At 65.3% G+C, this 25,418-nt stretch carries 30 protein-coding genes and 1 pseudogene; 16 read left to right on the forward strand and 15 right to left on the reverse strand.

The genetic code is table 11. The features are described 5' to 3' along the window. Nucleotides 1-245 (forward strand): annotated as a pseudogene (locus tag FJ417_RS33400) (hypothetical protein); the annotation flags it as partial. A 1-nt stretch (nucleotide 246) separates the two neighbouring features. On the opposite strand, the gene FJ417_RS31910 reads toward FJ417_RS33400, so the two are convergent. The 3 genes from FJ417_RS31910 to FJ417_RS31920 form a co-directional block, all read right to left on the reverse strand. Beyond that, on the reverse strand, nucleotides 247-603 hold the full coding sequence (locus FJ417_RS31910; protein WP_140786207.1) for a DUF488 domain-containing protein: 357 nt from the start codon (nucleotides 601-603) through the stop codon (nucleotides 247-249). Nucleotides 604-629: 26 nt separating this feature from the next. Then, a complete protein-coding gene (locus tag FJ417_RS31915) occupies nucleotides 630-1,886 on the reverse strand; it encodes an aminopeptidase (protein ID WP_140786208.1) in 1,257 nt (418 codons plus the stop codon). Nucleotides 1,887-1,971: 85 nt separating this feature from the next. After that, the gene (locus FJ417_RS31920) at nucleotides 1,972-2,886 is read right to left on the reverse strand and encodes a LysR substrate-binding domain-containing protein (protein WP_140786209.1); all 915 of its coding nucleotides are present in this window, start codon (nucleotides 2,884-2,886) and stop codon (nucleotides 1,972-1,974) included. Between the two features lie 97 nt (nucleotides 2,887-2,983). Between FJ417_RS31920 and FJ417_RS31925 the strand changes: the two genes are divergently transcribed. From FJ417_RS31925 to sbmA, 3 genes are all read left to right on the forward strand, one after another. Beyond that, nucleotides 2,984-3,190 (forward strand): hypothetical protein, encoded by a 207-nt coding sequence (locus FJ417_RS31925; protein ID WP_140645073.1) that lies wholly within the window; start codon nucleotides 2,984-2,986, stop codon nucleotides 3,188-3,190. Between the two features lie 83 nt (nucleotides 3,191-3,273). After that, nucleotides 3,274-4,434, forward strand: coding sequence for a YbfB/YjiJ family MFS transporter (locus FJ417_RS31930; protein WP_246687626.1), 1,161 nt, complete (start codon nucleotides 3,274-3,276; stop codon nucleotides 4,432-4,434). A gap of 123 nt (nucleotides 4,435-4,557) precedes the next feature. Then, the gene (gene sbmA / locus FJ417_RS31935; protein ID WP_140645072.1) at nucleotides 4,558-5,817 is read left to right on the forward strand and encodes a peptide antibiotic transporter SbmA; all 1,260 of its coding nucleotides are present in this window, start codon (nucleotides 4,558-4,560) and stop codon (nucleotides 5,815-5,817) included. A gap of 48 nt (nucleotides 5,818-5,865) precedes the next feature. Here sbmA and FJ417_RS31940 read toward each other — a convergent pair whose 3' ends face one another. Beyond that, a complete protein-coding gene (locus FJ417_RS31940) occupies nucleotides 5,866-6,876 on the reverse strand; it encodes a polysaccharide deacetylase family protein (RefSeq protein WP_140786210.1) in 1,011 nt (336 codons plus the stop codon). Between the two features lie 200 nt (nucleotides 6,877-7,076). Between FJ417_RS31940 and FJ417_RS31945 the strand changes: the two genes are divergently transcribed. Both FJ417_RS31945 and der read left to right on the forward strand, forming a co-directional pair. Continuing rightward, nucleotides 7,077-7,742, forward strand: coding sequence for a tetratricopeptide repeat protein (locus FJ417_RS31945; RefSeq protein ID WP_140645070.1), 666 nt, complete (start codon nucleotides 7,077-7,079; stop codon nucleotides 7,740-7,742). Nucleotides 7,743-7,748: 6 nt separating this feature from the next. After that, complete coding sequence (der, locus tag FJ417_RS31950; protein ID WP_140786211.1) at nucleotides 7,749-9,179, forward strand: ribosome biogenesis GTPase Der; 1,431 nt, start codon at nucleotides 7,749-7,751, stop codon at nucleotides 9,177-9,179. A 258-nt stretch (nucleotides 9,180-9,437) separates the two neighbouring features. Here der and FJ417_RS31955 read toward each other — a convergent pair whose 3' ends face one another. Beyond that, nucleotides 9,438-10,358, reverse strand: coding sequence for a LysR substrate-binding domain-containing protein (locus FJ417_RS31955; RefSeq protein WP_140786212.1), 921 nt, complete (start codon nucleotides 10,356-10,358; stop codon nucleotides 9,438-9,440). Nucleotides 10,359-10,473: 115 nt separating this feature from the next. Between FJ417_RS31955 and FJ417_RS31960 the strand changes: the two genes are divergently transcribed. From FJ417_RS31960 to FJ417_RS31990, 7 genes are all read left to right on the forward strand, one after another. Continuing rightward, nucleotides 10,474-11,751 carry an MFS transporter gene (locus tag FJ417_RS31960; RefSeq protein WP_140786213.1) on the forward strand — a complete coding sequence of 426 codons (1,278 nt, stop codon included), beginning with the start codon at nucleotides 10,474-10,476 and terminating at the stop codon, nucleotides 11,749-11,751. A gap of 151 nt (nucleotides 11,752-11,902) precedes the next feature. After that, nucleotides 11,903-13,084, forward strand: a complete 1,182-nt coding sequence (locus tag FJ417_RS31965) for a cell wall hydrolase (RefSeq protein ID WP_140786214.1) — start codon at nucleotides 11,903-11,905, stop codon at nucleotides 13,082-13,084. A gap of 289 nt (nucleotides 13,085-13,373) precedes the next feature. Next, on the forward strand, nucleotides 13,374-13,766 hold the full coding sequence (locus tag FJ417_RS31970) for an AtpZ/AtpI family protein (protein WP_140786215.1): 393 nt from the start codon (nucleotides 13,374-13,376) through the stop codon (nucleotides 13,764-13,766). A gap of 66 nt (nucleotides 13,767-13,832) precedes the next feature. Next, nucleotides 13,833-14,594 carry a F0F1 ATP synthase subunit A gene (locus FJ417_RS31975; RefSeq protein WP_140645064.1) on the forward strand — a complete coding sequence of 254 codons (762 nt, stop codon included), beginning with the start codon at nucleotides 13,833-13,835 and terminating at the stop codon, nucleotides 14,592-14,594. 75 nt (nucleotides 14,595-14,669) lie between these two features. Then, nucleotides 14,670-14,894: a F0F1 ATP synthase subunit C gene (locus FJ417_RS31980; RefSeq protein WP_027164582.1), complete on the forward strand. Its 225-nt coding sequence runs from the start codon at nucleotides 14,670-14,672 to the stop codon at nucleotides 14,892-14,894. 61 nt (nucleotides 14,895-14,955) lie between these two features. Next, nucleotides 14,956-15,537 carry a F0F1 ATP synthase subunit B gene (locus FJ417_RS31985; RefSeq protein ID WP_140786216.1) on the forward strand — a complete coding sequence of 194 codons (582 nt, stop codon included), beginning with the start codon at nucleotides 14,956-14,958 and terminating at the stop codon, nucleotides 15,535-15,537. Between the two features lie 12 nt (nucleotides 15,538-15,549). Then, a complete protein-coding gene (locus FJ417_RS31990) occupies nucleotides 15,550-16,041 on the forward strand; it encodes a F0F1 ATP synthase subunit B (protein WP_140786217.1) in 492 nt (163 codons plus the stop codon). Nucleotides 16,042-16,170: 129 nt separating this feature from the next. Here the strand turns inward: FJ417_RS31990 and FJ417_RS31995 are convergent, their stop codons facing one another. Further along, nucleotides 16,171-16,869 carry a ribonuclease HII gene (locus FJ417_RS31995; RefSeq protein WP_140786218.1) on the reverse strand — a complete coding sequence of 233 codons (699 nt, stop codon included), beginning with the start codon at nucleotides 16,867-16,869 and terminating at the stop codon, nucleotides 16,171-16,173. A gap of 197 nt (nucleotides 16,870-17,066) precedes the next feature. Beyond that, entirely contained in the window at nucleotides 17,067-18,221 is a 1,155-nt protein-coding gene (locus FJ417_RS32000) for a PA0069 family radical SAM protein (RefSeq protein WP_140645060.1), read from the reverse strand. Nucleotides 18,222-18,370: 149 nt separating this feature from the next. Here FJ417_RS32000 and FJ417_RS32005 point away from each other — a divergent pair, with 149 nt between their 5' ends. Continuing rightward, on the forward strand, nucleotides 18,371-18,874 hold the full coding sequence (locus tag FJ417_RS32005; RefSeq protein WP_140786219.1) for a glycosyltransferase: 504 nt from the start codon (nucleotides 18,371-18,373) through the stop codon (nucleotides 18,872-18,874). Here FJ417_RS32005 and FJ417_RS32010 read toward each other — a convergent pair. From FJ417_RS32010 to FJ417_RS32045, 8 genes are all read right to left on the reverse strand, one after another. Continuing rightward, nucleotides 18,769-19,359 carry a hypothetical protein gene (locus FJ417_RS32010; protein WP_140786220.1) on the reverse strand — a complete coding sequence of 197 codons (591 nt, stop codon included), beginning with the start codon at nucleotides 19,357-19,359 and terminating at the stop codon, nucleotides 18,769-18,771. The genes FJ417_RS32005 and FJ417_RS32010 overlap by 106 nt on opposite strands. A 124-nt stretch (nucleotides 19,360-19,483) precedes the next feature. After that, on the reverse strand, nucleotides 19,484-20,041 hold the full coding sequence (moaB, locus tag FJ417_RS32015; protein ID WP_140786221.1) for a molybdenum cofactor biosynthesis protein B: 558 nt from the start codon (nucleotides 20,039-20,041) through the stop codon (nucleotides 19,484-19,486). Further along, nucleotides 20,028-20,924 (reverse strand): 4-(cytidine 5'-diphospho)-2-C-methyl-D-erythritol kinase, encoded by an 897-nt coding sequence (locus tag FJ417_RS32020; protein ID WP_140786222.1) that lies wholly within the window; start codon nucleotides 20,922-20,924, stop codon nucleotides 20,028-20,030. The genes moaB and FJ417_RS32020 overlap by 14 nt, the downstream gene beginning before the upstream one ends. 22 nt (nucleotides 20,925-20,946) lie before the next feature. Continuing rightward, nucleotides 20,947-21,132, reverse strand: a complete 186-nt coding sequence (locus FJ417_RS32025) for a membrane protein (protein WP_027164591.1) — start codon at nucleotides 21,130-21,132, stop codon at nucleotides 20,947-20,949. An 84-nt stretch (nucleotides 21,133-21,216) separates the two neighbouring features. Beyond that, the gene (locus FJ417_RS32030; RefSeq protein WP_140659461.1) at nucleotides 21,217-22,074 is read right to left on the reverse strand and encodes a S49 family peptidase; all 858 of its coding nucleotides are present in this window, start codon (nucleotides 22,072-22,074) and stop codon (nucleotides 21,217-21,219) included. Next, complete coding sequence (locus tag FJ417_RS32035) at nucleotides 22,071-22,307, reverse strand: hypothetical protein (protein ID WP_140659460.1); 237 nt, start codon at nucleotides 22,305-22,307, stop codon at nucleotides 22,071-22,073. The genes FJ417_RS32030 and FJ417_RS32035 overlap by 4 nt, the downstream gene beginning before the upstream one ends. Before the next feature lie 3 nt (nucleotides 22,308-22,310). Next, the gene (locus FJ417_RS32040; protein ID WP_181183362.1) at nucleotides 22,311-23,108 is read right to left on the reverse strand and encodes a methyltransferase; all 798 of its coding nucleotides are present in this window, start codon (nucleotides 23,106-23,108) and stop codon (nucleotides 22,311-22,313) included. Beyond that, nucleotides 23,108-23,332, reverse strand: a complete 225-nt coding sequence (locus FJ417_RS32045; protein ID WP_027164594.1) for a DUF2007 domain-containing protein — start codon at nucleotides 23,330-23,332, stop codon at nucleotides 23,108-23,110. Before FJ417_RS32045 ends, FJ417_RS32040 begins: the two co-directional genes overlap by 1 nt. 178 nt (nucleotides 23,333-23,510) lie before the next feature. On the opposite strand from FJ417_RS32045, the gene FJ417_RS32050 reads away from it, so the two are divergent. Together FJ417_RS32050 and FJ417_RS32055 are read left to right on the forward strand one after the other, a co-directional pair. Next, nucleotides 23,511-24,524 carry a polyprenyl synthetase family protein gene (locus tag FJ417_RS32050; protein ID WP_140645054.1) on the forward strand — a complete coding sequence of 338 codons (1,014 nt, stop codon included), beginning with the start codon at nucleotides 23,511-23,513 and terminating at the stop codon, nucleotides 24,522-24,524. A 107-nt stretch (nucleotides 24,525-24,631) separates the two neighbouring features. Continuing rightward, entirely contained in the window at nucleotides 24,632-25,297 is a 666-nt protein-coding gene (locus FJ417_RS32055; protein ID WP_140659459.1) for a GntR family transcriptional regulator, read from the forward strand. Nucleotides 25,298-25,418 lie beyond the last annotated feature (121 nt).

The following is a 25,418-nucleotide window of genomic DNA, read 5'->3' on the forward strand; positions in this document are numbered from 1 at the left end:
CGCTAAGAACCCTCCCTCTTACGTCGAGTTCCTTCGCCCCCCTCTCTGTCCTGCCGGACATCTCCCCCTCAAGGGGGGAGATTGGCAGCTTTGACGAGGCGCTCGTCTTGCAACGTCTGCGATTGGCGAAGGCCGACGTGACGGCTGATCTCCCCCTTGAGGGGGAGATGTCCGGCAGGACAGAGAGGGGGGCGAAGGAACTCGACGTCTCAATAATTAAATTATGCTTGGCTTCCAAAAATTAAATTATGCTTGGGCTTCCAAATATCCCGCCAGCGCCACCGCGTTGTTATGTGCCTCGTCATGCGCGCCGTAGAGCAGCGTCACCTTGCCCCTGCCGAGTAGCGCACGCAGCTCTGCCACCGCGTCGCCATTCGCATCGAGCTCAGCCCGATACCGCTTCTGGAACTCTGCCCAGCGCTCCGGCTCGTGCCCGAACCATTTGCGCAGCGCGTCGCTCGGCGCGATCTCCTTCAGCCATAGCGTCAGTTCGGCGTCCTTCTTGCTGACGCCACGCGGCCAGATTCGGTCGACGAGCACCCGCTGGCCGTCGGCTTTCGCCGGCGGCTCGTAGACACGCTTCACCGCTATGTCGAAGGCCATCATACCTCCAATGAGCGAGAGACCTCTTACGCCCACTCGCCCTTGCGCATCACCGGCACGCGGCCGCCGTCCTTGGCGACGCCGTCAATGTCGATCCTGTCGGAGCCGATCATCCAGTCGATGTGGATGAAACTCTTGTTGCCGCCGCGCGCCGCGATATCCTCCTGGCTGAGCGAAGCGCCGTCGACGAAGCACTTCGAATAGCACTGTCCGAGCGCGATGTGGCAGGCGGCGTTTTCGTCGAACAGCGTGTTGAAGAACAACAGCCCACTCCGCGCGATCGGCGAGGAATGCGGCACCAGCGCCACTTCGCCGAGGCGGCGCGCGCCCTCGTCGGTGTCGAGCACCTTCTTCAAGACGTCCTCGCCCTTCGAGGCCTTGGCCTCGACGATCCGCCCGCCCTCGAAGCGCACGGAAATCTCGTCGATCAGCGTGCCCTGATAGGAGAGCGGCTTGGTCGAGGAGACATGGCCCTCGACGCGCCTTGCATGCGGCGTGGTGAAGACTTCCTCGGTCGGGATGTTCGGGTTGCAGGTGACGCCGTTCTTCGCCGTCGAGGCGCCGCCCATCCATTCATGGCCGTCCGCCAGCCCGACGGTCAGGTCGGTGCCTGGACCGGTGAAATGCAGCGCGTGGAAATTATGTCCATTCAGCCATTTCGTGCGCTCGGCCAAGGCGGCGTTGTGTGCCTTCCAGTTGCCGATCGGGTCCTCGACGTCGACCCGCGAGGCCGAGAAGATGGCGTCGGCGAGCTTGACCACCGCGACGTCGTCCGGCTCGCCCGGAAAAACCTGCTTTGCCCAGGCAAGGTCGGGATAGGCGACGATGTTCCAGTTGATGTCGAAGCCGGTGATTTTTTCCAGCGCCGGCTGGTAGGCCACCGAGTTCGCCTTGTTGGCGCGCGCCACCTTGGCCGGATCCTGCGACGAGAGCAGCGACGGATCTTCGCCGCGCACGGCGAGCCGCGCCGCATTGTTCGAGAAGGCCTTCGCCATGCCTTCATACAGCCAGCCGGCGGCGCGGTCGAAGCCGGCGTCGGCGCCGTAGCGGAAACGCGCCAGCGTGATCTCGTCGTCGTTGAAGATCGGCGTCACCAGCCCGGCGCCGGCCTTGTAGGCGTGCTCGACGATGCGGCGGGTCAGCGGCAGCGCCGCGATCGACGAGGTCAGCACCAGATCCTGCCCGGGCTGCAGCTGCAGCCCGACCTTGATGGCGACTTCCGCCAACCTGTCGAGCTTCACCGGGTCGATGGTTGCCGAAACGCCGCGCGAATGTGTGGTCATGGGTCCTGCCTGCCGTTTGTTGGGGTCCTGTTCCTACATAGACCGCTGCGGTTGGCCTTTCCACCGCGATCGACTGGGCCTGATTTCAGGCGGCGCTGTCCAGCGCCCGGAACTGCGCCATGGTCGCCTCGATCTCCTCGCGGATCCAGGCCTTGAAGTCGCGCACCTTGCGGCTTTCGCTTTTTGTGGCTGAGGTTACCAGCCAGTAACACAGCCCGCTCTCGGCCCGCACACCGAAGGGCGCGACCAGCCGGCCGTCGGCCAACGCGTCGGCGGTGAGCAATTGCCAGGCGAGCATCACGCCGTGGCCGGCGATCGCCGATTCCAGGCACAGCATCGGATCGGTGAAACGCGCTCCCTTCTGGAAGGTGACCGGCTCGACGCCGGCCGCCTCGAACCAGCCGTCCCAGCTGAACATCGCCCGTTCGTCGGTGATGGCGCAGGTCTGCGCCAGATCGCCGATCGACTTCAGCCTGGCCGCGATCGATGGCGCGCAGACCGGAAACACTTCCTGGGCAAGCAGAAGCTCGGCGCGGTCGCCCGGCCATTTGCCATCGCCAAGCCGGATGGCGATATCGATGTCCGAGCGGTCGAGATCGGCGACCCTGGCCGAGGCGTCGATGCGCAAAAGCACGTTCGGGTGTCGGGAGAAATGCCGCGATAGCCGGGGCAGCAGCCATTTCGAGGCGAAGGCCGGTGCCACCGAGACGACCAGCGTGCATTCGTTGGCCTCGTCGGCCAGCGCCACCGCTTGCGCGATCTCGCGGAAGCCGGCGCTGAGCCGCGCCGTGAAGGCGGCGCCGAATTCGGTCGGCACCAGCCCGCCCGGCGTCCGTTCGAACAGCGCCTGCCCCAGCTGCTTTTCGGTGCGCTTGACCTGCTGGCTGACGGCGCTGACCGAGACATTCAGTTCGGCGGCCGCTCCCGCCAGCGATCCCAGCCGAGCGACGGTTTCCACGGCACGCAGGCCGTTGAGATGGACGCGATTGAGCATAGCCATTCAGTTTTTCTAAAGTAGATGGATCGGAATCTCAATTGAAACCCGACAGGAAAGGGCGGAATTTAACAGGAATAGCCTTGAGCCAGGAGGTGGTCCCATGAAGATTTTGTCCTTGCTGAAAGGGCTTTCCGGCGCCGAGGCGAGGCCGCGCGATGACGATGACGATGAGATGACCCGCTGGATCACCGATCCGCTGTCGCATCCGGTGCTCGACACCATGTCGGAGCGCGAGCTTGGCGACATGCCCTTCCGGCTGACGGCCCGCCGCACCGCATACGAGATCGTGGGCACAACCTGTCTCTGACGCCATTCGGCCCGGTTGCGGGGCAGCGCTGGCCCAACGCAAGCACATTGTTTCGCGGACGCGCGCACTTATTGTGCGCCGCAATGAACGCCACCTCGCCATCTCCGCTGCGCCTTGCCCTTGCCGGCATGATCGCGCTCGCCGTTGCCATGGGCATCGGCCGCTTCGTCTACACGCCGATCCTGCCCGGCATGATGGAGGAACTGCACCTGACGCCGGCCGATGCCGGCTGGATCGCTTCCGCCAATTATCTCGGCTACCTCATCGGCGCGCTCGCCGCGGCCGGCGGCTGGGCGCATGGCCGCGAGCGCCTGCTGATGTTCGCCGGCTTTGCCGCCAGCGCCGTGCTCGCGGCCCTCATGGGGCTCAATGAGACCATGGCCGCCTTCCTCGTCATCCGCTTCCTCGCCGGCCTCGCCAGCGCCTTCGTCATGGTGTTCATGGCCTCGATCGTCTTCAGCCATCTGGCTGAGGCCGGCCGCGGCGATTTGCAGGCGCTGCATTTCGGCGGCGTCGGCCTGGGCATAGCCGCGTCCTCGGCGCTGCTGGCGATCCTCGTCTCCGAACACGCGGGCTGGGCCGCCGGCTGGCTCTGGTCCGGAGCGCTTTCGGCGGTTGGGCTGCTCGTCGTCATGCTGCTCGCCGGCTCGACCACGCCGGCCAATGTCACCGACGGGCGCGAGCCGGCGCTGCCGAAGGACGGCTCCCTGGTGAAGATGATCGTCGCCTACGGACTGTTCGGCTTCGGCTATGTGGTGACGGCCACTTTCCTGGTCGCCATCGTGCGCCAAGGCGGCGGCGGGCGCGTCTTCGAGGCCTCCGTCTGGATGGTCGCCGGCCTTGCCGGCTTTCCCTCGACTTGGGCGTGGCAGAAGCTCGCCGGCCGGATCGGGCTCTATGCCGCTTATGCCGCGAGCTGCCTGGTCGAGGTGGTCGGCGTCACCGCCAGCGTCGTCGTCAAGGGCGCAGCCGGACCGTTGATTGCCGGCGTCCTGCTCGGCGGCACCTTCATCGCCCTCACGGCGCTGGGCATACAGATGGGCAGGCAGCTCGCGCCGGGGGCGCCGCGTCGCATCTTCGCGGTGATGACGGCAGCCTTCGGCCTTGGCCAGATCGTCGGCCCGATCGCCGCCGGCCTGCTTGCTCAGGCATCGGGCAATTACGTGCTTGCCTCGATCATGGCGGCGGCGGCCTTGCTGCTCTCCGGCGTCATTGCCTGGTCGGCTGCGCCAAAATCGCCATGATTTGCGGCCTTGTTCGATGCCGGGCATCGGGCACGGGCATTTTCTTTCCCCCTAATGTGTGACCTTATGCCCGCCGAACAGCAACGCCGCTGATTTGCGGTCAGACCGAGGAAACCCGCCACAGTGTTCGTATCTTTTTTCCCGCAGCCGAAGCTCTTCTTCACCTCGGCCGCCGTCTGGAGCCTTGCGGCGATTCTGTTCTGGTTTTTCGGCGGCGAGCAACTGGGAGCCGTCTTAGGCTTCCCTCCCGCTGCGGCCGGCGCGCCGCCCATCATCGGCATCGCGGTGCTGTGGTCGAAGCCCTTCCTGTGGTTCTACATCTACTTCGCGGCATGCGTGGCGGTCTTCTATGCGTTCTGGAGCTGGTATGCGCCGCATCCGTGGCAGAACTGGTCGATCCTGATGACCGCCGTCATCCTGTTCTTCATCTATTTCAACGTGCAGGTCTCCGTCGCGGTCAACAACTGGTATGGTCCTTTCTTCGACTACGTTCAGGGCCTGATGTCGGGAACGACAGCCTCGACCGACACCGAATTCTACAAGGGATTGGCCGACTTCTCCTGGCTGGCGCTAGTCGGCATGAACGTGCAGGTGATCAACGCCTTCATCGTCAGCCATTGGATCTTCCGCTGGCGAACCGCGATGAACAATTACTTCGTGGCCAACTGGAGCCGGCTGCGCCATATCGAGGGCGCCTCGCAGCGCATCCAGGAAGACACGATGCGTTTCTCGCAGATCATGGAGGACCTGGGCTCCAGCTTCGTCCAGTCGATCATGACCCTGATCGCCTTCCTGCCGGTGATGATCCAGCTTCAGGCGCACATCACCGAGCTGCCGATCATCGGCGCGGTGCCGCAGCCTCTGGTCGTTGCGGCCCTGGGCTGGTGCCTGTTCGGCACGGCCTCGGTGATGCTCGCAGGCATCAAGCTGCCGGGCCTCCAGTTCCGCAATCAGCGCGTCGAGGCGGCTTACCGCAAGGAACTTGTCTACGGCGAGGATCATCCCGATCGGGCGCAGCCGGCGACGACGGCGGAGCTGTTCACCAATGTGCGCCGCAACTACTTCAGGCTCTATTTCCACTACATCTATTTCAACGTCGTCCGGTACACGTACCTGCAGGCGGACAACATCTTCTCGCTGCTGATCCTCGGCCCATCGCTGGTCGCCCATAAGATCACCTTCGGCGCGCTCAACCAGATTTCGAATGCCTTCGGCAAGGTGACGAATTCGCTCCAGTTCCTGCTGAATTCCTGGTCGACCATCGTCGAACTGCAGTCGGTCCATAAGCGCCTGCGCGCCTTCGAGGCGACTCTCCAAGGCGAGCCGCTTCCGGACATCGACCGGCGCTATCTGGCTCGGCAGGGCGCTGAGGACCCGGCCTGATCTGGAACAACCCAGGAGAGCGTAAAGATAAGCGATCCGGCGGGCGGCTCAGCCGCCCGCGGTCGCCCGTGCCTGGCCGGCGCGCCGGCGCGCGACATAGTCGCGGAAACTGATGCACTCGACTTGTTGCATCACGCAGACCTCGCCGGCAAAGCGCTCCAGCGCGTTCCAGTAGGCGCCGTCGTTCATCAGCGTGAAGTGGAAGCCGAGTTCCAGCGGCAGGCGCTTGCCGTTGTACTGAGCCTCGAAGGCGGCGTGGAATGCCTTGTAGGCGCGGTCGGTGAATGCGTCCGCCATGGCCGGCTTCTCGGTGCCGTCGGAGTGGCGGACATAAAGATTGTAATCCATGGCAACCACCGGCTTCGCCTTCGGTCCCTCCGGGATGAGCGGCAGGGCAAAGCGGGTTGTGCCATTCAGGGTCGGCGGGACGGTCGGGCCTTTGGAGACACCGCTGGCGTCATACTGGAAACCGGCCTCGGGCAGGGCTTCGTAAAGCGCCTTGCCGGTCGAGAGATAGGGCGCGCGGAACCCGACCAGCGCATGATGCGCGAAATCGTGCCAGTCGGCCGGCTCCTGGATGCCATTGATCGCGTAGGCGTTCTCGAAAATGCGCCGGACGGAGGCGAATTCGGCCAGCCAGTCCGCCTTGCTCCACGCCTTGCCGTCGAAATGGCCACAGGCATGGCTGCCGATGTCGTGACCCTCGGCCGCGGCCAGCCGGACCTGCTCCAGCCGGTCGGCCACGTCCTGTTTCGACGCGCCGAAGCCGACATTGGATTTGCCGGCGGCCTTGCCGGGGCCGGCATAGTCCTGCCGCGTCTCCGGCGAGAGCAGGAACACGCAGGACAGGAAATAGGTGAAATGCGCGCCCGTGCGCTTTGCCAGCGCCCGGCTGCGCTGCCATTGCGAGATCTCGCGGGCGGCGTCGAACGAGATCAGCACGACCTGCTTGGGTTTGGCCGGCGAAACGATTGGCGATTTCGGCGGATCGGCGAAGGCCGTATTGGCCGAGGCAAGCGAGACGAGACTGAACGCAAGGACGCGGTACGAACGAAGCATTGGCAACCTCTGGCGGGACATCTCCGGCCGATCGGAAGCCGGCTATCGCGCAAATGTGGCGCGGTTGCGTTCAGGCAAGGGCTGTGGGCGCCCGGCATTCCAAGCCGATTTTCCGGTCCGCCCCCTTCCATGCCGACAAAATTTCGCTAAAACGCGGGCTCAAGAGGCGCCCCCTTCCGGGGCAGCAATGGTTTTGATTGATGTCGGACGACAGTTTTATCCGCGAAGTCAACGAAGAGATGCGTCGCGAGCAGGCGCAGAAGCTATGGGACCGTTTTGGCCCGGCCATTCTCGGCCTTGCCATCCTCATCGTGCTCGGCACCGCCGCTGTCGTCGGTTACCGTTACTGGGACGAAACCCGCGCCAACCGCTCCGGCGACGCCTTCTCGGCGGCCCTCAAGCTCGCCAATGACGGCAAGAACGACGAGGCGATCGCTGCGCTCGACCAGCTGGAGAAGGACGGCTACGGCGCCTATCCGCTGCTCGCCCGCATGCGCGCCGCGACCGTCAAGGCCGACAAGGGCGACGTCGACGGCGCGGTCAAGGATTTCGACGAGGTCGCCGCCGACAACGCCATTCCGGCCGGCATTCGCGACATCGCGCGGCTGAGGGCGGCGCTGCTGCTCGTCGACCACGGTTCCTACGCCGACGTCTCCAGCCGCATCGAGGCGCTCACCGCCGACACCAATCCGCTGCGCCATTCGGCGCGCGAGGCGCTCGGCCTTGCCGCCTGGAAGGATGGCAAGTCCGCGGACGCACTCAAACTGTTCGACCAGATCTCCTCGGATGAAGCCGCCCCGCGCAATGTGCGCCAGCGGGCGCAGCTGATGTCCGAGCTGATCCGCGGGTCGGGCAACGCGTCGTGATCCTGGATGGGCTTCAAAGTCGCCATCATCGGCCGGCCTAACGTCGGCAAATCGACTCTTTTCAATCGGCTGGTCGGAAAGAAGCTGGCGCTTGTCGACGACACGCCGGGCGTCACGCGCGACCGCCGCGTCCACGCCGCCAAGCTCTACGACCTTCACTTCGACGTCATCGATACCGCCGGCTTCGAGGATGCCGCCGCCTCGACGCTGCCCGGCCGCATGCGTCAGCAGACCGAGATCGCCATCCGCGAAGCCGACCTCATCTTCTTCACCATCGATGCCAAGTCCGGCCTGCTGCCCGACGACCGCACCTTCGCCGACGTCGTGCGCAAATCGGGCAAGCCGGTCGTGCTCGTCGCCAACAAGGCCGAGGCGCGCGGCGCTCAAGGGGGCATGCTGGAGGCCTGGGAACTCGGCCTCGGCGAGCCGATCCCGGTTTCGGCCGAGCACGGCCAGGGCATGCCCGACCTGCGCGACGCGGTGATTGCGGCGCTTGGCGAGGAGCGCGCCTTCGGCGAGGACGAGGAAGACGGCAGCGACGAGATCGCCGCCAGCGAAGTGCTGATCGGCGAGGACATCGCCGACCCGGACGCTGAAGCATCCTATGACGATACCAAGCCGCTGCGCATCGCCGTCGTCGGCCGCCCGAACGCCGGCAAGTCGACGCTGATCAACGCGCTGATCGGCGAGGAGCGGCTGTTGACCGGTCCGGAAGCCGGCATCACGCGGGATTCGATCTCGGTCGACTGGGACTGGCGCGGCCGCCGCATAAAGCTGTTCGACACCGCCGGCATGCGCCGCAAGTCCAGGATCCATGAAAAGCTGGAAGTGCTCTCGGTGCAGGACGGCCTGCGCGCCATCCGTTTTGCCGAGATCGTCATCATCGTCCTCGACGCCACGATTCCCTTCGAGAAGCAGGACCTGCAGATCGCGGACCTGATCACCCGCGAGGGCAGGGCGCCGGTGATCGCCTTCAACAAATGGGACCTGATCGACAACCCGCAGGAATTGCTGGCCGAGCTGCGCGAAAAGACCGAGCGGCTCTTGCCGCAGGTGCGCGGCATCCAGGCGGTGACGGTCTCGGCCGAGACCGGGCGCGGCCTCGACAAGCTGATGGAAAGCGTCATCAAGACGCACAAGGTGTGGAACAGCCGCGTCTCGACCGGCAAGCTCAACCGCTGGCTGGAAGGCATCCTCGCCCATCATCCGCCGCCCGCCGTCGCCGGCCGCCGCCTGAAGATCAAGTATGTCACCCAGGCCAAGACCCGCCCGCCGGGCTTCGTCGTCTCCTGCTCGCGGCCGGACGCGATGCCGCAATCCTACGTCCGCTATCTGACCAACAGCCTGCGCGAGGCCTTCGACATGCCGGGCGTGCCGATCCGCATGGCGCTGCGCACGTCGGACAATCCGTTTGCCGGCAGGGCGAAGAAGCGGTGAGGTCTATTCTCCGCCGCGGGTAAAATCCTCACAATGCTGGCGGGACAGCACCCCCCTCTGCCCTGCCGGGCATCTCCCCCGCAAGGGGGGAGATTGGCAGCTTCGGCGCTCCGCCGATCCTGCAACGTGGGAGAGTAGCGAAAGTCTGTGTGACGTCTGATCTCCCCCCTTGCGGAGGAGATGTCCGGCAGGACAGAGGGGGTGTGACGGAACGCGACGCCGGGTACTTCGATCCGCAGCACTACCTGTCCGAAAAAGCTAAGCGACCTCTCGCAACCCATCGCGGGTTCGCGCTCCCTCAGGCAACGTCTCCATCGCCGCCTGCAGCAATATCTCGGCCAGCCGCGCCGCCACCGGATCGAGCTCGGCGTCCTTCTGGTGCAGATGCAGCGCCATCGTCGGCAGGGCGGGAAGCCCGAGCACGCCCGGCGCAATTGCCCTGACATTGGCGGGCAGGCCGATATCGGTGCGGATCGTCAGGCCGAGGCCTGCCGCCACCGCCGCCCAGATGCCTCCAAGGCTGGGGCTCGAGAAGGCCATGCGCCAGGGCATGCCCGCGCGGTCGAGCGTTTCGGTCGCCACGGTGCGCAAGAGGCACGGCGCCTCGAACACCACCAGCGGCAGCGGCTCACCCTTGCGCGGACCGGCCTCGATCGGCTTTGCCGGACCGATCCAGCGCGCCTGCACGTCGGCGACATGGCGGCTGTAGGGCAGCGTCATGCCGTCATGCCAGGCGAGCGCGATGTCGAGATTGCCTGACAGGACGCGCTCGGCCAGGTCGTGGCTGCGTCCGATCCGCGCTTCGATGCGGACCTTGGGATGGGCGCGGGCGAAGCGGCCGAGCACGTCCGGCAGCACGGCCTCGCCGAAATCCTCCTGCAGGCCGAGCCGCACCCAGCCTTCCAGTTCGATGTCTCGGATGGCGGAGGCCGCCTCGTCGTTGAGCTCGATCAGCCGCCGCGCATAGCCAAGCATCGTCTCGCCGGCCTCGGTGAGCGCCAGGCCGCGCCCCGCCTTGCGGAAGATCGGCGTGTCCGCCTGTTCTTCGAGCTTTTTCAATTGCGCGCTGACCGCGGACGTCGAGCGTCCCAGCCGCTCGGCCGCCTTGGCGAAGCTGCCCAGCTCCATGCCGGTGACGAAGGTCCTGAGGACGTCGAGGTCGAAAGTGACGCGGCGCATGAGATTGTCCTGATTTTCAGGATTGTTGATCAAAAACTTCCTGATTTTATGGATAAAGCTATGGCGCTACATCCCGTCCGTCAAGCCGTCAGCCGGCCGTCTCGGGAATAGAACCATGTCCGCCATCGCCACACGAAACGACTGCCAGCCGCCCGCGGGAGAAAGTGCCGGCAACCCTGCTCGCCGCGCCTTCGGTCCCAATCATCGCTGGAAGGTGCTGGGCATCGGCGTCGCCGCCAATGCCGGCTTCTCCGCCACCTTCTCCGGCATCCCGGCGACCGCGGTGGCGATGCGCCAGGGCTATCACCTCGACAATGCCGCGCTGGGTTTGGCGCTTGGGCTGCTCGGCCTCGGCGTGGCGCTCAGCGAGTTGCCCTGGGGCGTGCTCACCGATCGCTGGGGCGACCGCCGCGTGCTCCTGACCGGACTTGGCGCGACAGCCGCGTGGCTTCTCATCATGGCCATGCTTGTCGTGCCGACAAAAACGGCCATTCCCGGCGTCGCGCTGCTGTCGGCAAGCCTGCTCGTCGCCGGCCTGCTCGGCGGCAGCGTCAACGGCTCCAGCGGCCGCGCCATCATGGGCTGGTTCGGCGAGGGCGAGCGCGGCTTCGCCATGAGCATCCGGCAGACGGCGGTGCCGCTTGGCGGCGGGCTGGGCGCTCTCGTCCTGCCGTCCCTGGCGCTGGCCCTAGGCTTCACCGCGGTCTTCGGCCTGCTTGCGGCCGTCTCCGCTCTGTCAGCCTGGTTTGCCTGGCGCTGGCTGCACGAGCCGCCGGTGGCAAGCGGCGGCCGCGCCGCCGCCGCGACAAGCGGCCCGGCACCCTTGCGCAACATCGAGGTGTGGCGCATCTCGACCGCCATCGGCCTGCTCTGCTTCCCGCAGGTCGCGGTGCTGACCTTCGCCTCGGTCTTCCTGCACGACTTCGCCGGCATGGCCACCTTTGTGACCAGCGCCAGCCTCGCCGCCGTGCAGACCGGCGCAATGGTGATGCGTATCTGGAGTGGGCGCTTCACCGACCGGCATGGCAACCGCCGGCCGTTCCTGAAACTCTGCAGCGCGTTGAGCACGCTGGCATTCCTGGTGCTTTGGCTGTTGGTGATCGGCGCCGCCGGAGCACCGTCGCTGGTGCCGCTGCTCCCGCTGATGGTCGTCGTTGCCGGCATATCCGTCTCCGCCTGGCATGGCGTCGCCTATACCGAACTTGCCACGCTTGCCGGTGCCGGCCATGTCGGCACCGCGCTCAGCCTGGCCAACAGCTTTGTGTTCGTTGGCTTCTGCGTTGTGCCGATCGCCATTCCTTGGCTGTTGGTGTTCTTCGCATGGCCGGGCGTGTGGTTCGCGGCCGCGATCTGCGCGGCGGCCGCCTGGCCGATCTTCCTGCGCCCGGCCTGATTCACCAGTCTGATTCCTCGCCGGCTTGCCGCGGAAACGGCAAGCCGGCTTCGCTCAAACATGAAAAGAACACGATCGATGTCGTTAACCCCGCATCAAGGTTAATGCTTCATTTTGACTCTCCGGGGTCAGTAGCGTTCTGGAGAGTTCCGTGCATCGACGCGTTTCATTGCGGCTTGCCGCCGCCGCCGTTGCGAAAAAACGTTCCTTTCTTCCTCCTTTGGTGCTCGGGCTCGGCATTTGGATCGGCTTTCCGTCGGCCGTCGCCTATCAGGATATGGCAAGCCTGATCTCCGGCCTGGAATCGTCCAACACCCGCTGGAACGCCTATATCGAGAAATCCGCCGCCGGCTCGGTGCATGCCGCCGAAATGCCGTTTGTCGATTCCCTCACCACCGGCTCGCTCTCCGGTTCCGGCGTGAATTTGCCGGGGGTGGGCACCGTCGCCTTCCGCGGCAAGGGCAGCGCCGTGGGCGTGACGCCCGATGAGGATCGTGTCATGCGGGCCGACAAGAAGGGTCGCATCGTCAAGGTCTCGCCCGTCGCGCCGCCCAAGAATTTCAGCGCCGGCTCGATCTTCGAGCGCACCTCCTCGCTGCTTCGCCCGAGCATGGACAGCGGGCTGAAGCTCACCTTCGCCAAGCCTGGCATCAAGGGCAAGGAAGTCCAGATCGCCCAGGCCTTCCATCTTCGCGAGGACAAGAAGCCGGATCCGGCGCTGCCGGCGGCACTTGTCGCCCTCGTCAACAACGACAAGCCGGATATCCTCGCCACCGCCTATGCCCAGTCCGCGCCCGACTATGCCAAGGCCTCGCCCTTCGAGGCGCTGCTGCAGGACGATCCGAACGATGGCCGCTTCATCCCGCCGATGGGCAAGGGTGACCATTCGTGGATCCAGAACCCGCTGCCCGCAAGCGTCTTCTCCCAGCCGGAACAGGCGTGCCTCGCCAAGGGCATCTATTTCGAAGCGCGCAGCGAGCCCGTGCGCGGCCAGGCGGCGGTCGCCCAGGTGATCCTCAACCGCGTCCGCAACCCCGCCTATCCCAAGACGATCTGCGGCGTCGTCTACCAGAACGACAACTGGTTCAACCGCTGCCAGTTCTCCTTTGCCTGCGACGGCAGGAAGAAGACCATCACCGACCAGGCCTCCTACAAGACCGCCCAGGAGGTTGCCATGGCGGTGACCGCCGGCAAGATCTTCATTCCCGAGGTCGGCTCATCGACGCATTACTACGCCAATTACGTCCATCCGGGCTGGGCGCGAGCCATGCACAAGATGACCAGGATCGGCCTGCATATCTTCTACCGCACCTATGGCGGCGGCTGGAGCTGAGCCGGCTGGCGGCTCGAGCTGAGCCGCCTTAACCACCGCCTCGGCTATCCTTCCTTCGACGCCCGGCAATGCCTCGGCGGACGCGCCTTGTTGCGCGGATTCGCGCCGAGTCCTCACGCGGCCGTGAAGGGCACGATGTCGCACCTCGATAAATCATTGATTTAACTACCAAAAATACATCGCTTGGAAGTTCGGTCCGTGGCTTGACGGGGGCGGACCCTCTAACTATGTTGCCGGCGACTTTAGAAGCGGACGGACGGCAATCGTCTGCCCGGGCAGGGGGGTTGCGATGGCCGACAAAACCGGGCCAGACGGAACCGGAGAAACCGGCCGCGGCAGGCAGCCAGAAGACACCATCCGCGACGACGAACTTGAGCGCCGCCGGCGTAGTCTCGAAGCATCGCTTGCGACGAGACGCACGGACCGGTTCGAGGGGAAAGACGAAGCGAAAGCTGCGACCGGTTACGGTCAGGCGCTGAAGCTGTCCAGCGAGTTCATCGCCGGAGTGGTGGTTGGTGTCGGCTTGGGCTGGATCATCGACCGCCTGGCGGGAACAGCGCCCTGGGGTCTGATCGTCGGCCTGTTGCTGGGCTTTGGCGCTGGTATACTCAATGTCCTGCGCTCGGCGGGACTTGCATCCGAATTCGGCCAGGGCGGCAAGCCGCGCGAGCCGAAAGAATGAAGTGGGGCGCCGCAGGGCGCCGAAGTGAACTTAAAAAGCCGGTTGTGGCTTTGACGGGGATTTAAAGTGGCTGCTGCTGACAAGGTCGATCCGATCCACCAGTTCCAGATCCATCCGATCATCCCGCTGCATATCGGCGGCTACGACGTCTCTTTCACCAACTCCTCCCTGTTCATGGTCGTGACGATCGTGCTGGCGTCGGCCTTCCTCTACATGAGCACGGCCAGCCGCGCGCTCATTCCGGGCAGGCTACAGTCGGTGTCCGAGATGGCTTACGAATTCGTCGGCAACATGCTGCGCGACGCCGCCGGCAAGCAGGGCATGCAGTTCTTCCCGCTGGTGTTCTCGCTGTTCATGTTCGTGCTGGTCGCCAACCTGATCGGCCTGTTTCCTTATTTCTTCACCGTCACCAGCCACATCATCGTCACCTTCACGCTGGCAATCCTCGTCATCGGCACGGTCCTCGTCTACGGCTTCGCCAAGCACGGCTTCGGCTTCCTCAAGCTGTTCGTGCCGCAGGGCGTGCCGGGCTACCTTCTGCCGCTGGTGGTGGCGATCGAAATCATCTCCTTCGTCTCGCGTCCGGTCAGCCTCTCGGTTCGTCTTTTCGCCAACATGCTGGCCGGCCACATCACGCTCAAAGTGTTCTCGGGCTTCGTCGTCAGCCTGAGCGCGTTCGGCGCCGTCGGTATCGCCGGCTCGGTGCTGCCGCTTGCCATGGCCGTTGCACTCTCCGCGCTCGAACTGCTGGTCGCCTTCCTGCAGGCCTATGTGTTCGCGGTGCTGACCTGCATGTATCTGAACGACGCCCTGCACCCGAGCCACTGATTTTCACCGGCGTCCCGGCGCCAGCTTACCCAACGTACCAACTGCAACGAATAGAGAAACCACAGGAGTTTTGAAATGGACGCAACTGCAGCAGCTGCTATCGGCGCTGGTATCGCCTGCATCGGCATGGGCGGCGCGGGCATCGGCCTCGGCAACATCTTCGGCAGCTACCTCTCGGGTGCGCTCCGCAACCCGTCGGCTGCCGACGGCCAGTTCGGCCGCCTGATCTTCGGCTTCGCCGTGACCGAAGCTCTGGGCATCTTCTCGCTCCTGATCGCTCTGCTCCTCGTCTTCAAGTAAGAGCCAGAGCTGACGAAAGGGGCCGCATGGTGCGGCCCCGTTCTAGGGACAGGGGAATGAGATGTTCGTGACATCTGCCTATGCGCAAGAAGCAGCGCCGGCCGCGGCCGAGGGCGATACGCATGCAGGCACCGCCGTGCCTGCCGCGGAGCATGAAACGTTCCCGCCGTTCGATGCCAAGACCTTCCCGTCGCAGATCCTGTGGCTGGTCATCACCTTCGGGCTCTTCTACCTGTTCCTGAAGCGGGTTGTGATGCCGCGTCTTGGCGGCATCATCGATGTCCGCAACGACCGCATCACCCAGGATCTCGACCATGCCGCAAGGCTGAAGGGCGAGGCGGACGCCGCGGTTGCCGCCTATGAGCAGGAACTGGCGGAGGCCAAGGCCAATGCCAACAAGATCGGCCAGCAGGCGAACGACGCCGCCAAGGCGCAAGCCGAGGGTACGCGCAAGAAGCTCGAGGCCGAGCTCGAGAAGAAGCTTGGCGAGGCCGAGGCGAGCATCGCCTCGATCAAGGCCAAGGCGATGAAGGAAGTCGGCACGATCGCCGAGGACACCACGTCGGCCATCGTCGAGGCGCTTGTCGGCGGCAAGACCGACAAATCCGAGATCGTGGCTGCGGTCAAATCCGCGAGCCGGTGAGGAGCGAGGATCATGGACGCCACATCACTCGCCACGCTCTGGGCAACCATTGCGATGCTCATCTTCTTGGGCGCTGTCGTCTACCTGAGGGTGCCGGGCATGCTCGCCAAGTCGCTCGACGCCCGCGCGGCCAAGATCAGCGGCGAGCTCGAGGAAGCGCGCAAGCTTCGTGAAGAGGCCCAGCAGTTGCTCGGCCAGTATCAGCAGAAGCGCAAGGAAGCCGAGAAGGAGGCCGCCGACATCGTCGCCGCCGCCAAGCGCGAGGCTCAGCTGCTTGCTTCCGAAGCGGCCAAGAAGACCGAGGACTATGTCGCCCGGCGCACCGCGCTTGCCGAGCAGAAGATCAGCCAGGCCGAGCGCGAGGCCGTCAGCGAAGTGCGCGCCTCGGCCGTCGACATCGCCGTCGAGGCCGCCCGCGCGCTGCTCGCCGCCAAGGTCGACGTCAAGGCAGGCGCGGACCTGTTCAAGTCGGCGCTGGATGACGTCAAGGCCAAGCTGAACTGAGCGGATTTAGACCGCCGACATGAAGCCGCCCGGGCCACCTGGCGGCTTTTTTGTTCGAGAGAAGAGCGGGACGGCGACGCTGCCGATCTTCCCCCTTGTGGGGAGATTGGCCGTCACCATCGCTCCCGCTCACTCCAGCCCGGCCAAGCTCTCTTCCTCTTCCACCATTTCCGCCCCACCCAGCCTGAACGGCGCGAACGAGGCCCGGTGCAGCCTTGCCACCGGCCCATGCATCTCGATCGCGGTCCGGTGCCGGACCGTCGCGTAGCCCATATGCACCTCGAAGCCGTAATGTTCGTGGTGTCCGCCGCAGCCGCACATCATGCGGTCGCGCATCACCTTGGCGACGATCGAGGCTGCGGCGATCGATTGCGAGCGCTGGTCGCCCTTGATGAGCGCCCGGCCTTCGCAGGCGAGACCTGGCGGAATGTCGCGGCCGTCGGCCAAAGCGAGCTTCGGCTGCAACGACAGGCCGGCGGCGGCGCGGCGCATCGCTTCGAGGCTGGCTTTCAGGATGTTGCTGTTGTCGATGCCTTCGGCGCTGATCGAGGCCATCGAGACGCTGAGCGCCGACCCCAGAATCTTGAGGAACAGCGCCTCGCGCTGCAAATGGGTGAGGCGTTTGGAATCGTCGAGGCCTTCCGGGATATTGGCGGGGTTGAGCACCACCGCGGCGGCCACCACCGGTCCGGCGAGCGGACCGCGCCCTGCCTCGTCCATGCCGGCGACTGGCCACAGCCCGTCGGCCATCGCCTTCGTCTCGATCGAGAAGTCGGGCTTCTCGACCATTTCAAAGAGAAGCGGAGAATCGGAACGCGCGCGAGCCATGGTGCGGCGAGGTTCGCATCGGCTCCGATTCTCCGCAAGTCCTTCCGGGTCGGATGGGGCGTCGGACCGGGAAGGCACCGTCTCGCGGCCGGGGGGACAATGGCCGGACGGGATTCTTCAAAAGGACTGCAATTCCAAACGGAAAATCGCTTGGCCTGGAATTGCTTAGCGCCGGCCCGTCATGGCCGGCACTGAGGTTAAAGCAGCATCAGTTGTTCGCCGGCGCCCGAACCTGCGACGAATTGGTCGGTGCGAAGCTGCCGCCGCTCGACATTGAGGCCGAGCCGCTTGGCGGCGATCTCGAAACGCCGGCCGATCTGCCAGGCATAGGGACCGGCGCCCTTCATGCGCTTGCCCCATTCGGAATCGTAATCCTTGCCGTCGCGCATCGAGCGGATCAGCGACATCACATGCCGGTAGCGGTCGGGATAGTGGCGCAGCAGCCAATCCTTGAAGATCGGCGCCACTTCGAGCGGCAGGCGCAGGATGACGTATCCCGCCTCCCTTGCACCGGCGGCTCTGGCCGAATCGAGGATGCGTTCCATCTCCGGATCGTTGAGGCCCGGAACGATCGGCGCCACCATCACCGATGCCGGAATGCCGGCATCCGAAAGCTGCCTGATCGCCTCCAGCCGTTTCGTCGGCGTCGACGCGCGTGGTTCCATGGTTCTCGCCAGCATGCGGTCAAGCGTCGTCACCGACAACGCCACCTTGGCAAGGCCGCGCTCGGCCATGCGCGACAGGATGTCGATGTCGCGCGTCACCAGCGCCGACTTGGTGACGATGCCGACCGGATGGCCGCGCGCCTCCAGCACTTCCAGGATCTCGCGCATGATGCGGTATTGCTTCTCGATCGGCTGGTAGGGATCGGTGTTGGTGCCGATGGCGATCGTGCGCGGCTGGTAGCCCGGTTTCGATAATTCCCTGTCCAGCATGCGCGCGGCATCCGGCTTGGCGAACAGCTTCGATTCGAAATCGAGCCCCGGCGACAGGCCCATGAAGGCATGCGTCGGCCTGGCGAAGCAGTAGACGCAGCCATGCTCGCAGCCGCGATAGGGGTTGATCGAACGGTCGAAAGAGATGTCCGGCGACTCGTTGCGGGTGATGATCGTGCGCGGCTTCTCGACCTGCACTTCCGTCTTGAACGGCGGCAGTTCCTCCAGCGAGTTCCAGCCGTCGTCGAACACATGCCGGCTGACCGGCTCGAACCGGCCCGACGGGTTGATGCCGGCCGAACGGCCGCGATTGCGGTCGGGCCGCACGCGCATGCCGCTCTGTTCGATCATTGCATTGGCCATCTCGGCTCTGCCTGCTCCGAAAGCAGCAATGTCGGCACGCACGATCTGTTCCATTTTCGCCCTCTCCCAGGGACTGTCGGCAGGCTGTCGAATCGCTCTGTTCATGAAACTATTCCTATTTTACCGAAGAGAACAAAGCAAGAACTTTTTCGACGAAAAGCTGTAACTGGCGCAAGTCGCGGCTTTCCGCTATTCGGCTAAGGATGCTCAGCGTTCTCATCGAAACCCGCAACGACGAAGAGGGTCTTGCTCGCACGCTCGCCTCGCTGGTCGGCGGCGCGGTCGAGGGCGTGGTGCGCGACGTGGTCGTCTGTGATCAGGGCTCGACCGACCAGACGCATCGGGTGGCCGAACATGCCGGCTGCCATTATGTGACCGGCGGGATCGGCGCCGGCATCGGCCAGGCGAAGGGCGATTGGCTGCTTTTTCTGGAACCCGGCGCGCGGCTTGCCGAGGGATGGATCGACGAGGTGGTGGCGCACGCGGCGAAGCAAACCATGCCGGCGCGGTTTTCACGCGCCCGGGCCGGCCGCGCGCCTTTCCTGGCCCGCGTCTTTTCGGGCAACCGCGCGCTGGCCGAGGGTCTTGTCATCAGCAAGCATCAGGCCTCGGTCCTGGCAAAGAGCGCGCGCGGCGCCGAGGCCCTGGCGCGCGGCCTTGCCGCCAGAAGGCTGAACGCCGAAATCTGGGTGGCTCCGCCGAAGTGATGCAGGCTCTCCCTTCTACCCTTGTTGTGGGAGAAGGAAGAAGCGCTGTCCCTGCGCATCCAGGTCCCTCTGATTTCGACGGGCATCCAGGCCCTGCGGCGCCTGGCGACACGCTGCTCGCGCGTTTCGGCATCGAACCGAACGGCGACCGGCTGGCGGGAGAACAACTCGTGATCGTCAAGCGCGTTGACGATGACGATCGCTCTCGCATCGTCACCCTCGCCGGCGATTGCCGCGACATAGACGCCGCACTCGCGGCAGACGAGATAGTCGGCGGTGCGCAGGCCGAAGCGGTAGACCTGCAGCCGTACCCTGTCTTCGACTGAGATGCTCAGGCGTCCGTTCGGATCGGCGGCCGCGCGCGAGCCATGCCGGGTGCAGAACGAGCACTGGCAGGCGCGAATTTCCAGTCCGGCCGGATCGAGCGCGGTGGAGAAGTTCAGGCGGATGTTGCCGCAATGGCATCCGCCGCTGTGAACGGTCATGGCAGATTGTCCCTTGTTCGCAGCACAAGGTACTTTGCCGGTCGTGGCTTCGGAATGGCTGCTCGTAGGCGAGAGCGCCATTCCGCCTGCAAACCGGATGCCGGTCGGGATGTTTTGCCTTTAGTTATGCACCGGTCTTGCCGCCGCGCCTGAGATGCTCGTCCAGCCGCGGCATGATCTCGACGAAGTTGCAGGGCATGTGCCGGTAGTCGAGCTGCGCCTTGATGATGCCGTCCCAGGCATCCTTGCAGGCGCCGGGCGAGCCCGGCAGCACGAACACGAAGGTGGCGTTGACGACGCCGCCGGTCGCCCGGCTCTGGATCGTCGAGGTGCCGATCTTGTCATAGGAGATGCGGTGGAAGACTTCCGAAAAGCCGTCCATGCGCTTTTCGAAAATCGGCTCCAGCGCTTCCGGCGTCACGTCGCGGCCGGTGAAGCCGGTGCCGCCGGTGGTGATGACGACATCGATGTTTTCGTCCTTCGACCAGCCGAGAACCTTGTCGCGGATCTTCTCGCTGTCGTCGGTGACGATGTCGCGGGCGGCAAGCGTATGGCCGGCTTCCGTGATGCGGTCGGCCAGCGTCTGGCCGGACTTGTCGTCGGCAAGGCTGCGCGTATCGGAAACCGTCAGCACGGCGATGCGCACCGGAATGAAGGGCCGGCTCTCGTCAAGCTTCGCCATCGGTCACCTCCATGCTGCGCGTCGCGGCGACGAACCAGTCGGGATGGCGCGCGCGGATCTCGATCGCCGCGCGCTTGGCGACATTGCCGGTCTCGAACAGGCCGAAACACGTGGCGCCCGAGCCGGACATGCGCACGAAAGCTGCGTCGGCGCGCTTGAGCGCCTTCAGCGCCTCGCCGATCGCCGGCTGGATCGAGCGGGCAGGTGCCTCGAGATCGTTGCGCGTCGTCTCCAGCCAGTTGCGGACGGCGTGGAAGTCGAGGCGCTTCGGCAGCGGCGGCAGCGTCTCGTTGTCGCGGCTGGACAGCGCCTTGAACACGTCCGGCGTCAAGACGGCGACGCTCGGATTAACCAGGACCAAGCCAAGCGCCGGAAACGCAGGCAGCGGCGACAGGTCGTCGCCGATGCCGCGCGCGACCAGCGGTTTTGACTTCAGGCACATCGGCAGGTCGGCGCCGAGCGAAAGCCCGATCCGCGCCAGCGAAATGTCGTCGATATCGAGCTTCCAGAGCCGCGCAAGGCTGTTGAGCGCCGCCGCCGCGTCGCTGGAGCCGCCGCCGACGCCGGACGCGATCGGCAGGTTCTTCTCCAGCTTGATGGCAACCGGCGGCGCATGCTGCGCGCCGGCTTCCCGGCGCAAGGCATCGCGCGCCTTCACCACCAGATTGTCGCCGTCGAGCGGCAGGCCGGCGGCATAACGGCCGGATACCGAGAACTCGTCGTGCTCCGCCGGCTCGATCTCGAGCCGGTCGCCGAAGCGGGTGAAGACGGCAAGGCTGTCGATGAGATGGTAGCCGTCGGCGCGCCGTCCGGTGACATGCAGCGCCAGGTTGATCTTGGCCGGCGCAAGCCATGTCCGGACCTCTGCGCCGGGCTCGAGAATGTTGGCTGCTGGCGAGATGGGATCAGTCCTTGGCGAGACGGTATTCGCCGGTCTTGGGATCCTTGACCAGTGTGCCCATCGTGCCGTTCGCCGCCTGTTTCTCGGTCCGCCGGATTTTTGCCGTCACGCGCTCGGCCTCGCGCACGAAAGCGCGGTAGCCAAAGTAAGCGGCGGCGCCGACAACGGCGAAGAAAATGATCTGCGGCATCTCTAAAACTCCTCCCGCGTCCTCGCGGCAAGGCCGGCCGAATGGGTCGGTCAAGCGGCCATGCTAGCCGCATTCATGGCTTTTTCAAAGCCCGAAGCGTGCCCATAGCGCGCGCTCTTCCGCCGCATCGAGGACGCCGCTGGCGGCGGCCGCCGCGATATCCGGCGCCGAAACACGCGAGCCAAACAGGCCAAATCGGCCGAAAAGCCCGCGCGGCGCGGTGATCAGCTTGAGCTGCGTCTTGTCGCCGAAACGCGTCCTGAGCACACCGCGCATATCGCCCAGCGCATCGACAAGGCCGAGCTCGAGGCCACGCTTGGCGGTCCAGAACAGGCCGGTGAACAGGTCCGGGTCGTCCTTGAGCTTGCTGCCGCGCCGCTCCTTGACGAGGTCGATGAAGGTCTCGTGCACGTCGAGCTGCAGTGCCTTCAGCCGCTCGACGTCTTCCTTCTTTTCCGGCTTGAACGGATCGAGCACGGCCTTGTTCTGCCCGGCGGTGTGGACACGCCGCTCGACGCCGATCTTCTTCATCAACTCGGGGAAACCGAACGAGGCCGAGACCACGCCGATCGAGCCGACGATCGACGACGGGTCGGCGAAGATCTCGTCGCCGGCAATCGCGATCATGTAGCCGCCGGAAGCCGCCACGTCCTCGACGAAGACCAGCACCTTCTTGTCCTTTTCCACCGCCAGGTCGCGGATGCGCTTGAAGATCAGCCGCGACTGCACCGGTGAGCCGCCCGGCGAATTGATCGAGATGGCAACCGCCGGCGCATCGAAGCTGAATGCCTTTTCGATGACGCCGGCCGTCGAGGCGAGGGACAGGCTCGGCCGGAATTGGCCGCCGCCCGCCATGATGGCGCCTTGCAGCCGGATGACCGGAATGGTGACGGCTGTCGAGCGCCAGGATTTCGGCAGCAGGCGGTTGAAGAGGCGTTTCACGAAGGAATGTCTCCGGTCGATTTGCAAAGCAGCAAGATGAGATCAGGTCGGTTGGTCTGTTTCACGGGCGTCAGCTTGCTTTGGGCATGTAGGAATTCGCTGGCCAACGGCAATGCCGCATCGCCAGCCAGTGCATGTCGCGCAAAAGTGTGCAGCGGTTTTGCGAAAAAGACATGCATAAAACAAAACCTGAAGCGCGTCGCTAGAATCCATTTCAACGCGACGCGCTTCAAGGATCAATCGCCGAACAGCGATGCCAGGCCGTTATTGATCATTTCCGTCCGCTCCGCCGGCGCGTTGCCCGATGGTCCGTGCAAGGTGAGCGGCGGGCGGATCGACAGTTTTCCACGCGCGCCGAGCACCGCCCTGACGACGATGCGGATCGCCGCCGCGTCCGGCCGCGGATGCACGCACAGCATCTCGGCATCGCCGAAGCGCCCCTCGATCGCATCGAGGATGGCGACCAATTGCTCGGGCCGGGCGATGACGGCCAGGCCGCCCCGCGGCCTGGCGACGGCGGCGGCGCTCCTGATCCAGCGCTCGAACAGCCCGTCCTCGACGACATGCGCCTCCCTGCGCAGCGCGTTGGGGGTGGCGCGATCCTCGGCGGCGTTGAACGGCGGGTTCATGATGACGAAATCGAACTGGTTGTCGGCAAGGCCGGCTTCCGCACGCGCCCGGCCGGCCAGCGTCACGTCGGCCGGCAGCACCGAAGCGCGGTCGCCGAGATGGGCATTGCCGGGATGCGAAAGCGTGGCGGCGGCGAACCCGGCCATTTCGGCCGAGCGTTCGACGAGCACTGCCTGCGCCGCCGGGCAGCGCGACAGCACGGCAAGGGCCGCCGCGCCGGCGCCCGCGCCGAAATCGGCGAGCCGGCCGGAAAAGCCGGACGGCACGGCGGCCGCCAGCATCATGGCGTCCATGCCGGCGCGATGACCGCCCCGGCTCGGCTGCACCAGCCAGAAGCGCCCGCGATGGAAGGCATCGACTGTGTGCGCCGGCGTATCCGGGACGGGAGCGGTGCTGGCTGCCATTATTTTTTGCGGATCTCGTTCTCGATGCCGGCATCCTTGAGGATGCGGCGCGCCGCATCGACCTTCTCGGCATCGACCATCACCCGCCGCGGCAGGATGCCGAGCGAGCCGTCGAGCACGCTCATATTCTGGTCGGCGACGAAACAGGCGATGCCGGCGTCGCGCATCAGCGATTCGACAAAGGAGATCACGACGGCGTCGTTGGTGCGGACAAGCTCGATCATGGAACGAAAGTCGCAGGTTGCGGCGTTCCTGTAAACGTGCGGATAGACACACCGTCGGCGAAGCCGCGCCAATTCGCCTCTTGCCGTGCCCGGTTGTGCCGCCCTAGAGTCGGAGCGGGATTAAGGGTGCCGTCGTGCGCGTTAACTCGTGCGCGTTGAAGAGACGGGAGTTGTCGTGGTGGGTGTCGTTCTCAACATCGAAGGCAAGCGGGAACCCGCTTCCATCAAGGATTTGATCGATCTGACGGCGGCCGACATGGGGCGGGTCAACGAGCTGATCCTGTCCAAGGCCGGCTCCGACGTCGAGATGATCCCGGAGATCGCCAACCACCTGATCTCGTCCGGCGGCAAGCGGCTGCGGCCCATGCTCACGCTCGCCGCCGCGCAGATGTTCGGCTATTCCGGCGAAGGCCATGTCAAGCTCGCCACGGCGGTCGAGTTCATGCACACCGCGACGCTTCTGCATGACGACGTGGTCGACGAGAGCGCGCTGCGCCGCGGCAAGAAGACGGCGCGCATGATCTGGGGCAACCAGGCGAGCGTGCTCGTCGGCGATTTCCTGCTCGGCCAGGCGTTTCGCATGATGGTCGAGGTCGGTTCGCTGGAGGCGCTGGACATCCTGTCGGCCGCGGCCTCCATCATCGCCGAGGGCGAGGTCATGCAGCTTGCCGCCGCGAAGAACCTCGAGACCACCGAGGATGAGCATTTCGCCGTCATCAAGGCCAAGACCGCGGCGCTGTTTTCGGCCGCCGCGGAAGTCGGGCCGGTCATCGCCCAGGCCTCGCGCACCGATCGCGCCGCGCTTCGCTCTTACGGCATGAATCTCGGCCTGGCCTTCCAGCTCATCGACGACGCGCTGGATTATGGCGGCTCGAGCAAGGATCTCGGCAAGAATGTCGGCGACGATTTCCGCGAGGGCAAGGTGACGCTGCCGGTGATCCTCGCCTACCGGCGCGGCACCAAGGCCGAGCGCACCTTCTGGAAGCGCGCCATCGAGGACAATGTCGCCGACGATGCCGGGCTCGAAAAGGCGATCGGCCTGATGACCCGCCACGGCGCCATCGCCGACACGATCGGCCGCGCCCGCCATTTCGGCGAGATCGCCCGCGACGCGCTGGCGCCGCTGGAAGCGACGCCGCAGAAGTCGGCTTTGATCGACGTCATCGACTTCTGCATCAGCCGCGTCAACTGAGCCGGTCTGTCTTCTCGGGACTTGCCTGGCATCCGCCGGGCAGGGCGCCTGTGAATCGCGCGCCGGCCGTCTCGACAAAGGGCGGTCCGGCAAATTATCTATAAAATATGGCCAGCACAGAAGACACAATCGCCGTCCGCATCAGCAAGGAACTGGCGGACCGCATCATTTCGGGCGCCATCGAGCCCGGCTCGCGGCTGCGCCAGGACCATGTCGCGGAGGAATTCAACACCAGCCATGTGCCGGTGCGCGAGGCTTTTCGCCGCCTCGAGGCGCAAGGTTTGGCGATCAGCGAGCCGCGCCGCGGCGTGCGCGTGGCTTCTTTCGATCTCGGCGAGGTCAGGGAAGTGGCCGAGATGCGGGCCGCGCTCGAAGTGCTGGCGCTGCGCCATGCCGCGCCGCATCTGACGGCGTCGATCCTCGACCTGGCCGAGGAGGCGACCAAGGCCGGCGACAAGTCCGGCGACGTGCGCTCCTGGGAAGAGGCCAATCGCACCTTCCACCGGCTGATCCTGGCGCCCTGCAACATGCCGCGCCTGCTCTCCACCATCGACGACCTGCATGCGGCGAGCGCGCGCTTCCTGTTCGCGGCCTGGCGCTCGGAATGGGAAATCCGCACCGACCAGGATCACCGCGCGATCCTGAGCGCGCTGAGACAAGGCAACACCGAATCGGCCGCAGCGACCCTCGGGCGGCACGTGCAATGGATCGGCCAGAAGCCGGTCAAGACCGCCTCCGGCAGAACGCGAGACGCCTTCGCCATCGTGGGGTGACGTTGGCTCGACCTTCACGCGGTCGTCATTCTAGGGCGGAGCAAGGAGCGAAGCGACGCGCGCAGACCCTGGAATCCATGTCGTTACGCGGGCCGAAGAATGCAGCGGTGCAGAAGGCGAC

The sequence above is a fragment of the Mesorhizobium sp. B3-1-7 genome (assembly GCF_006439385.1).
Taxonomy (GTDB): Bacteria; Pseudomonadota; Alphaproteobacteria; order Rhizobiales; family Rhizobiaceae; genus Mesorhizobium.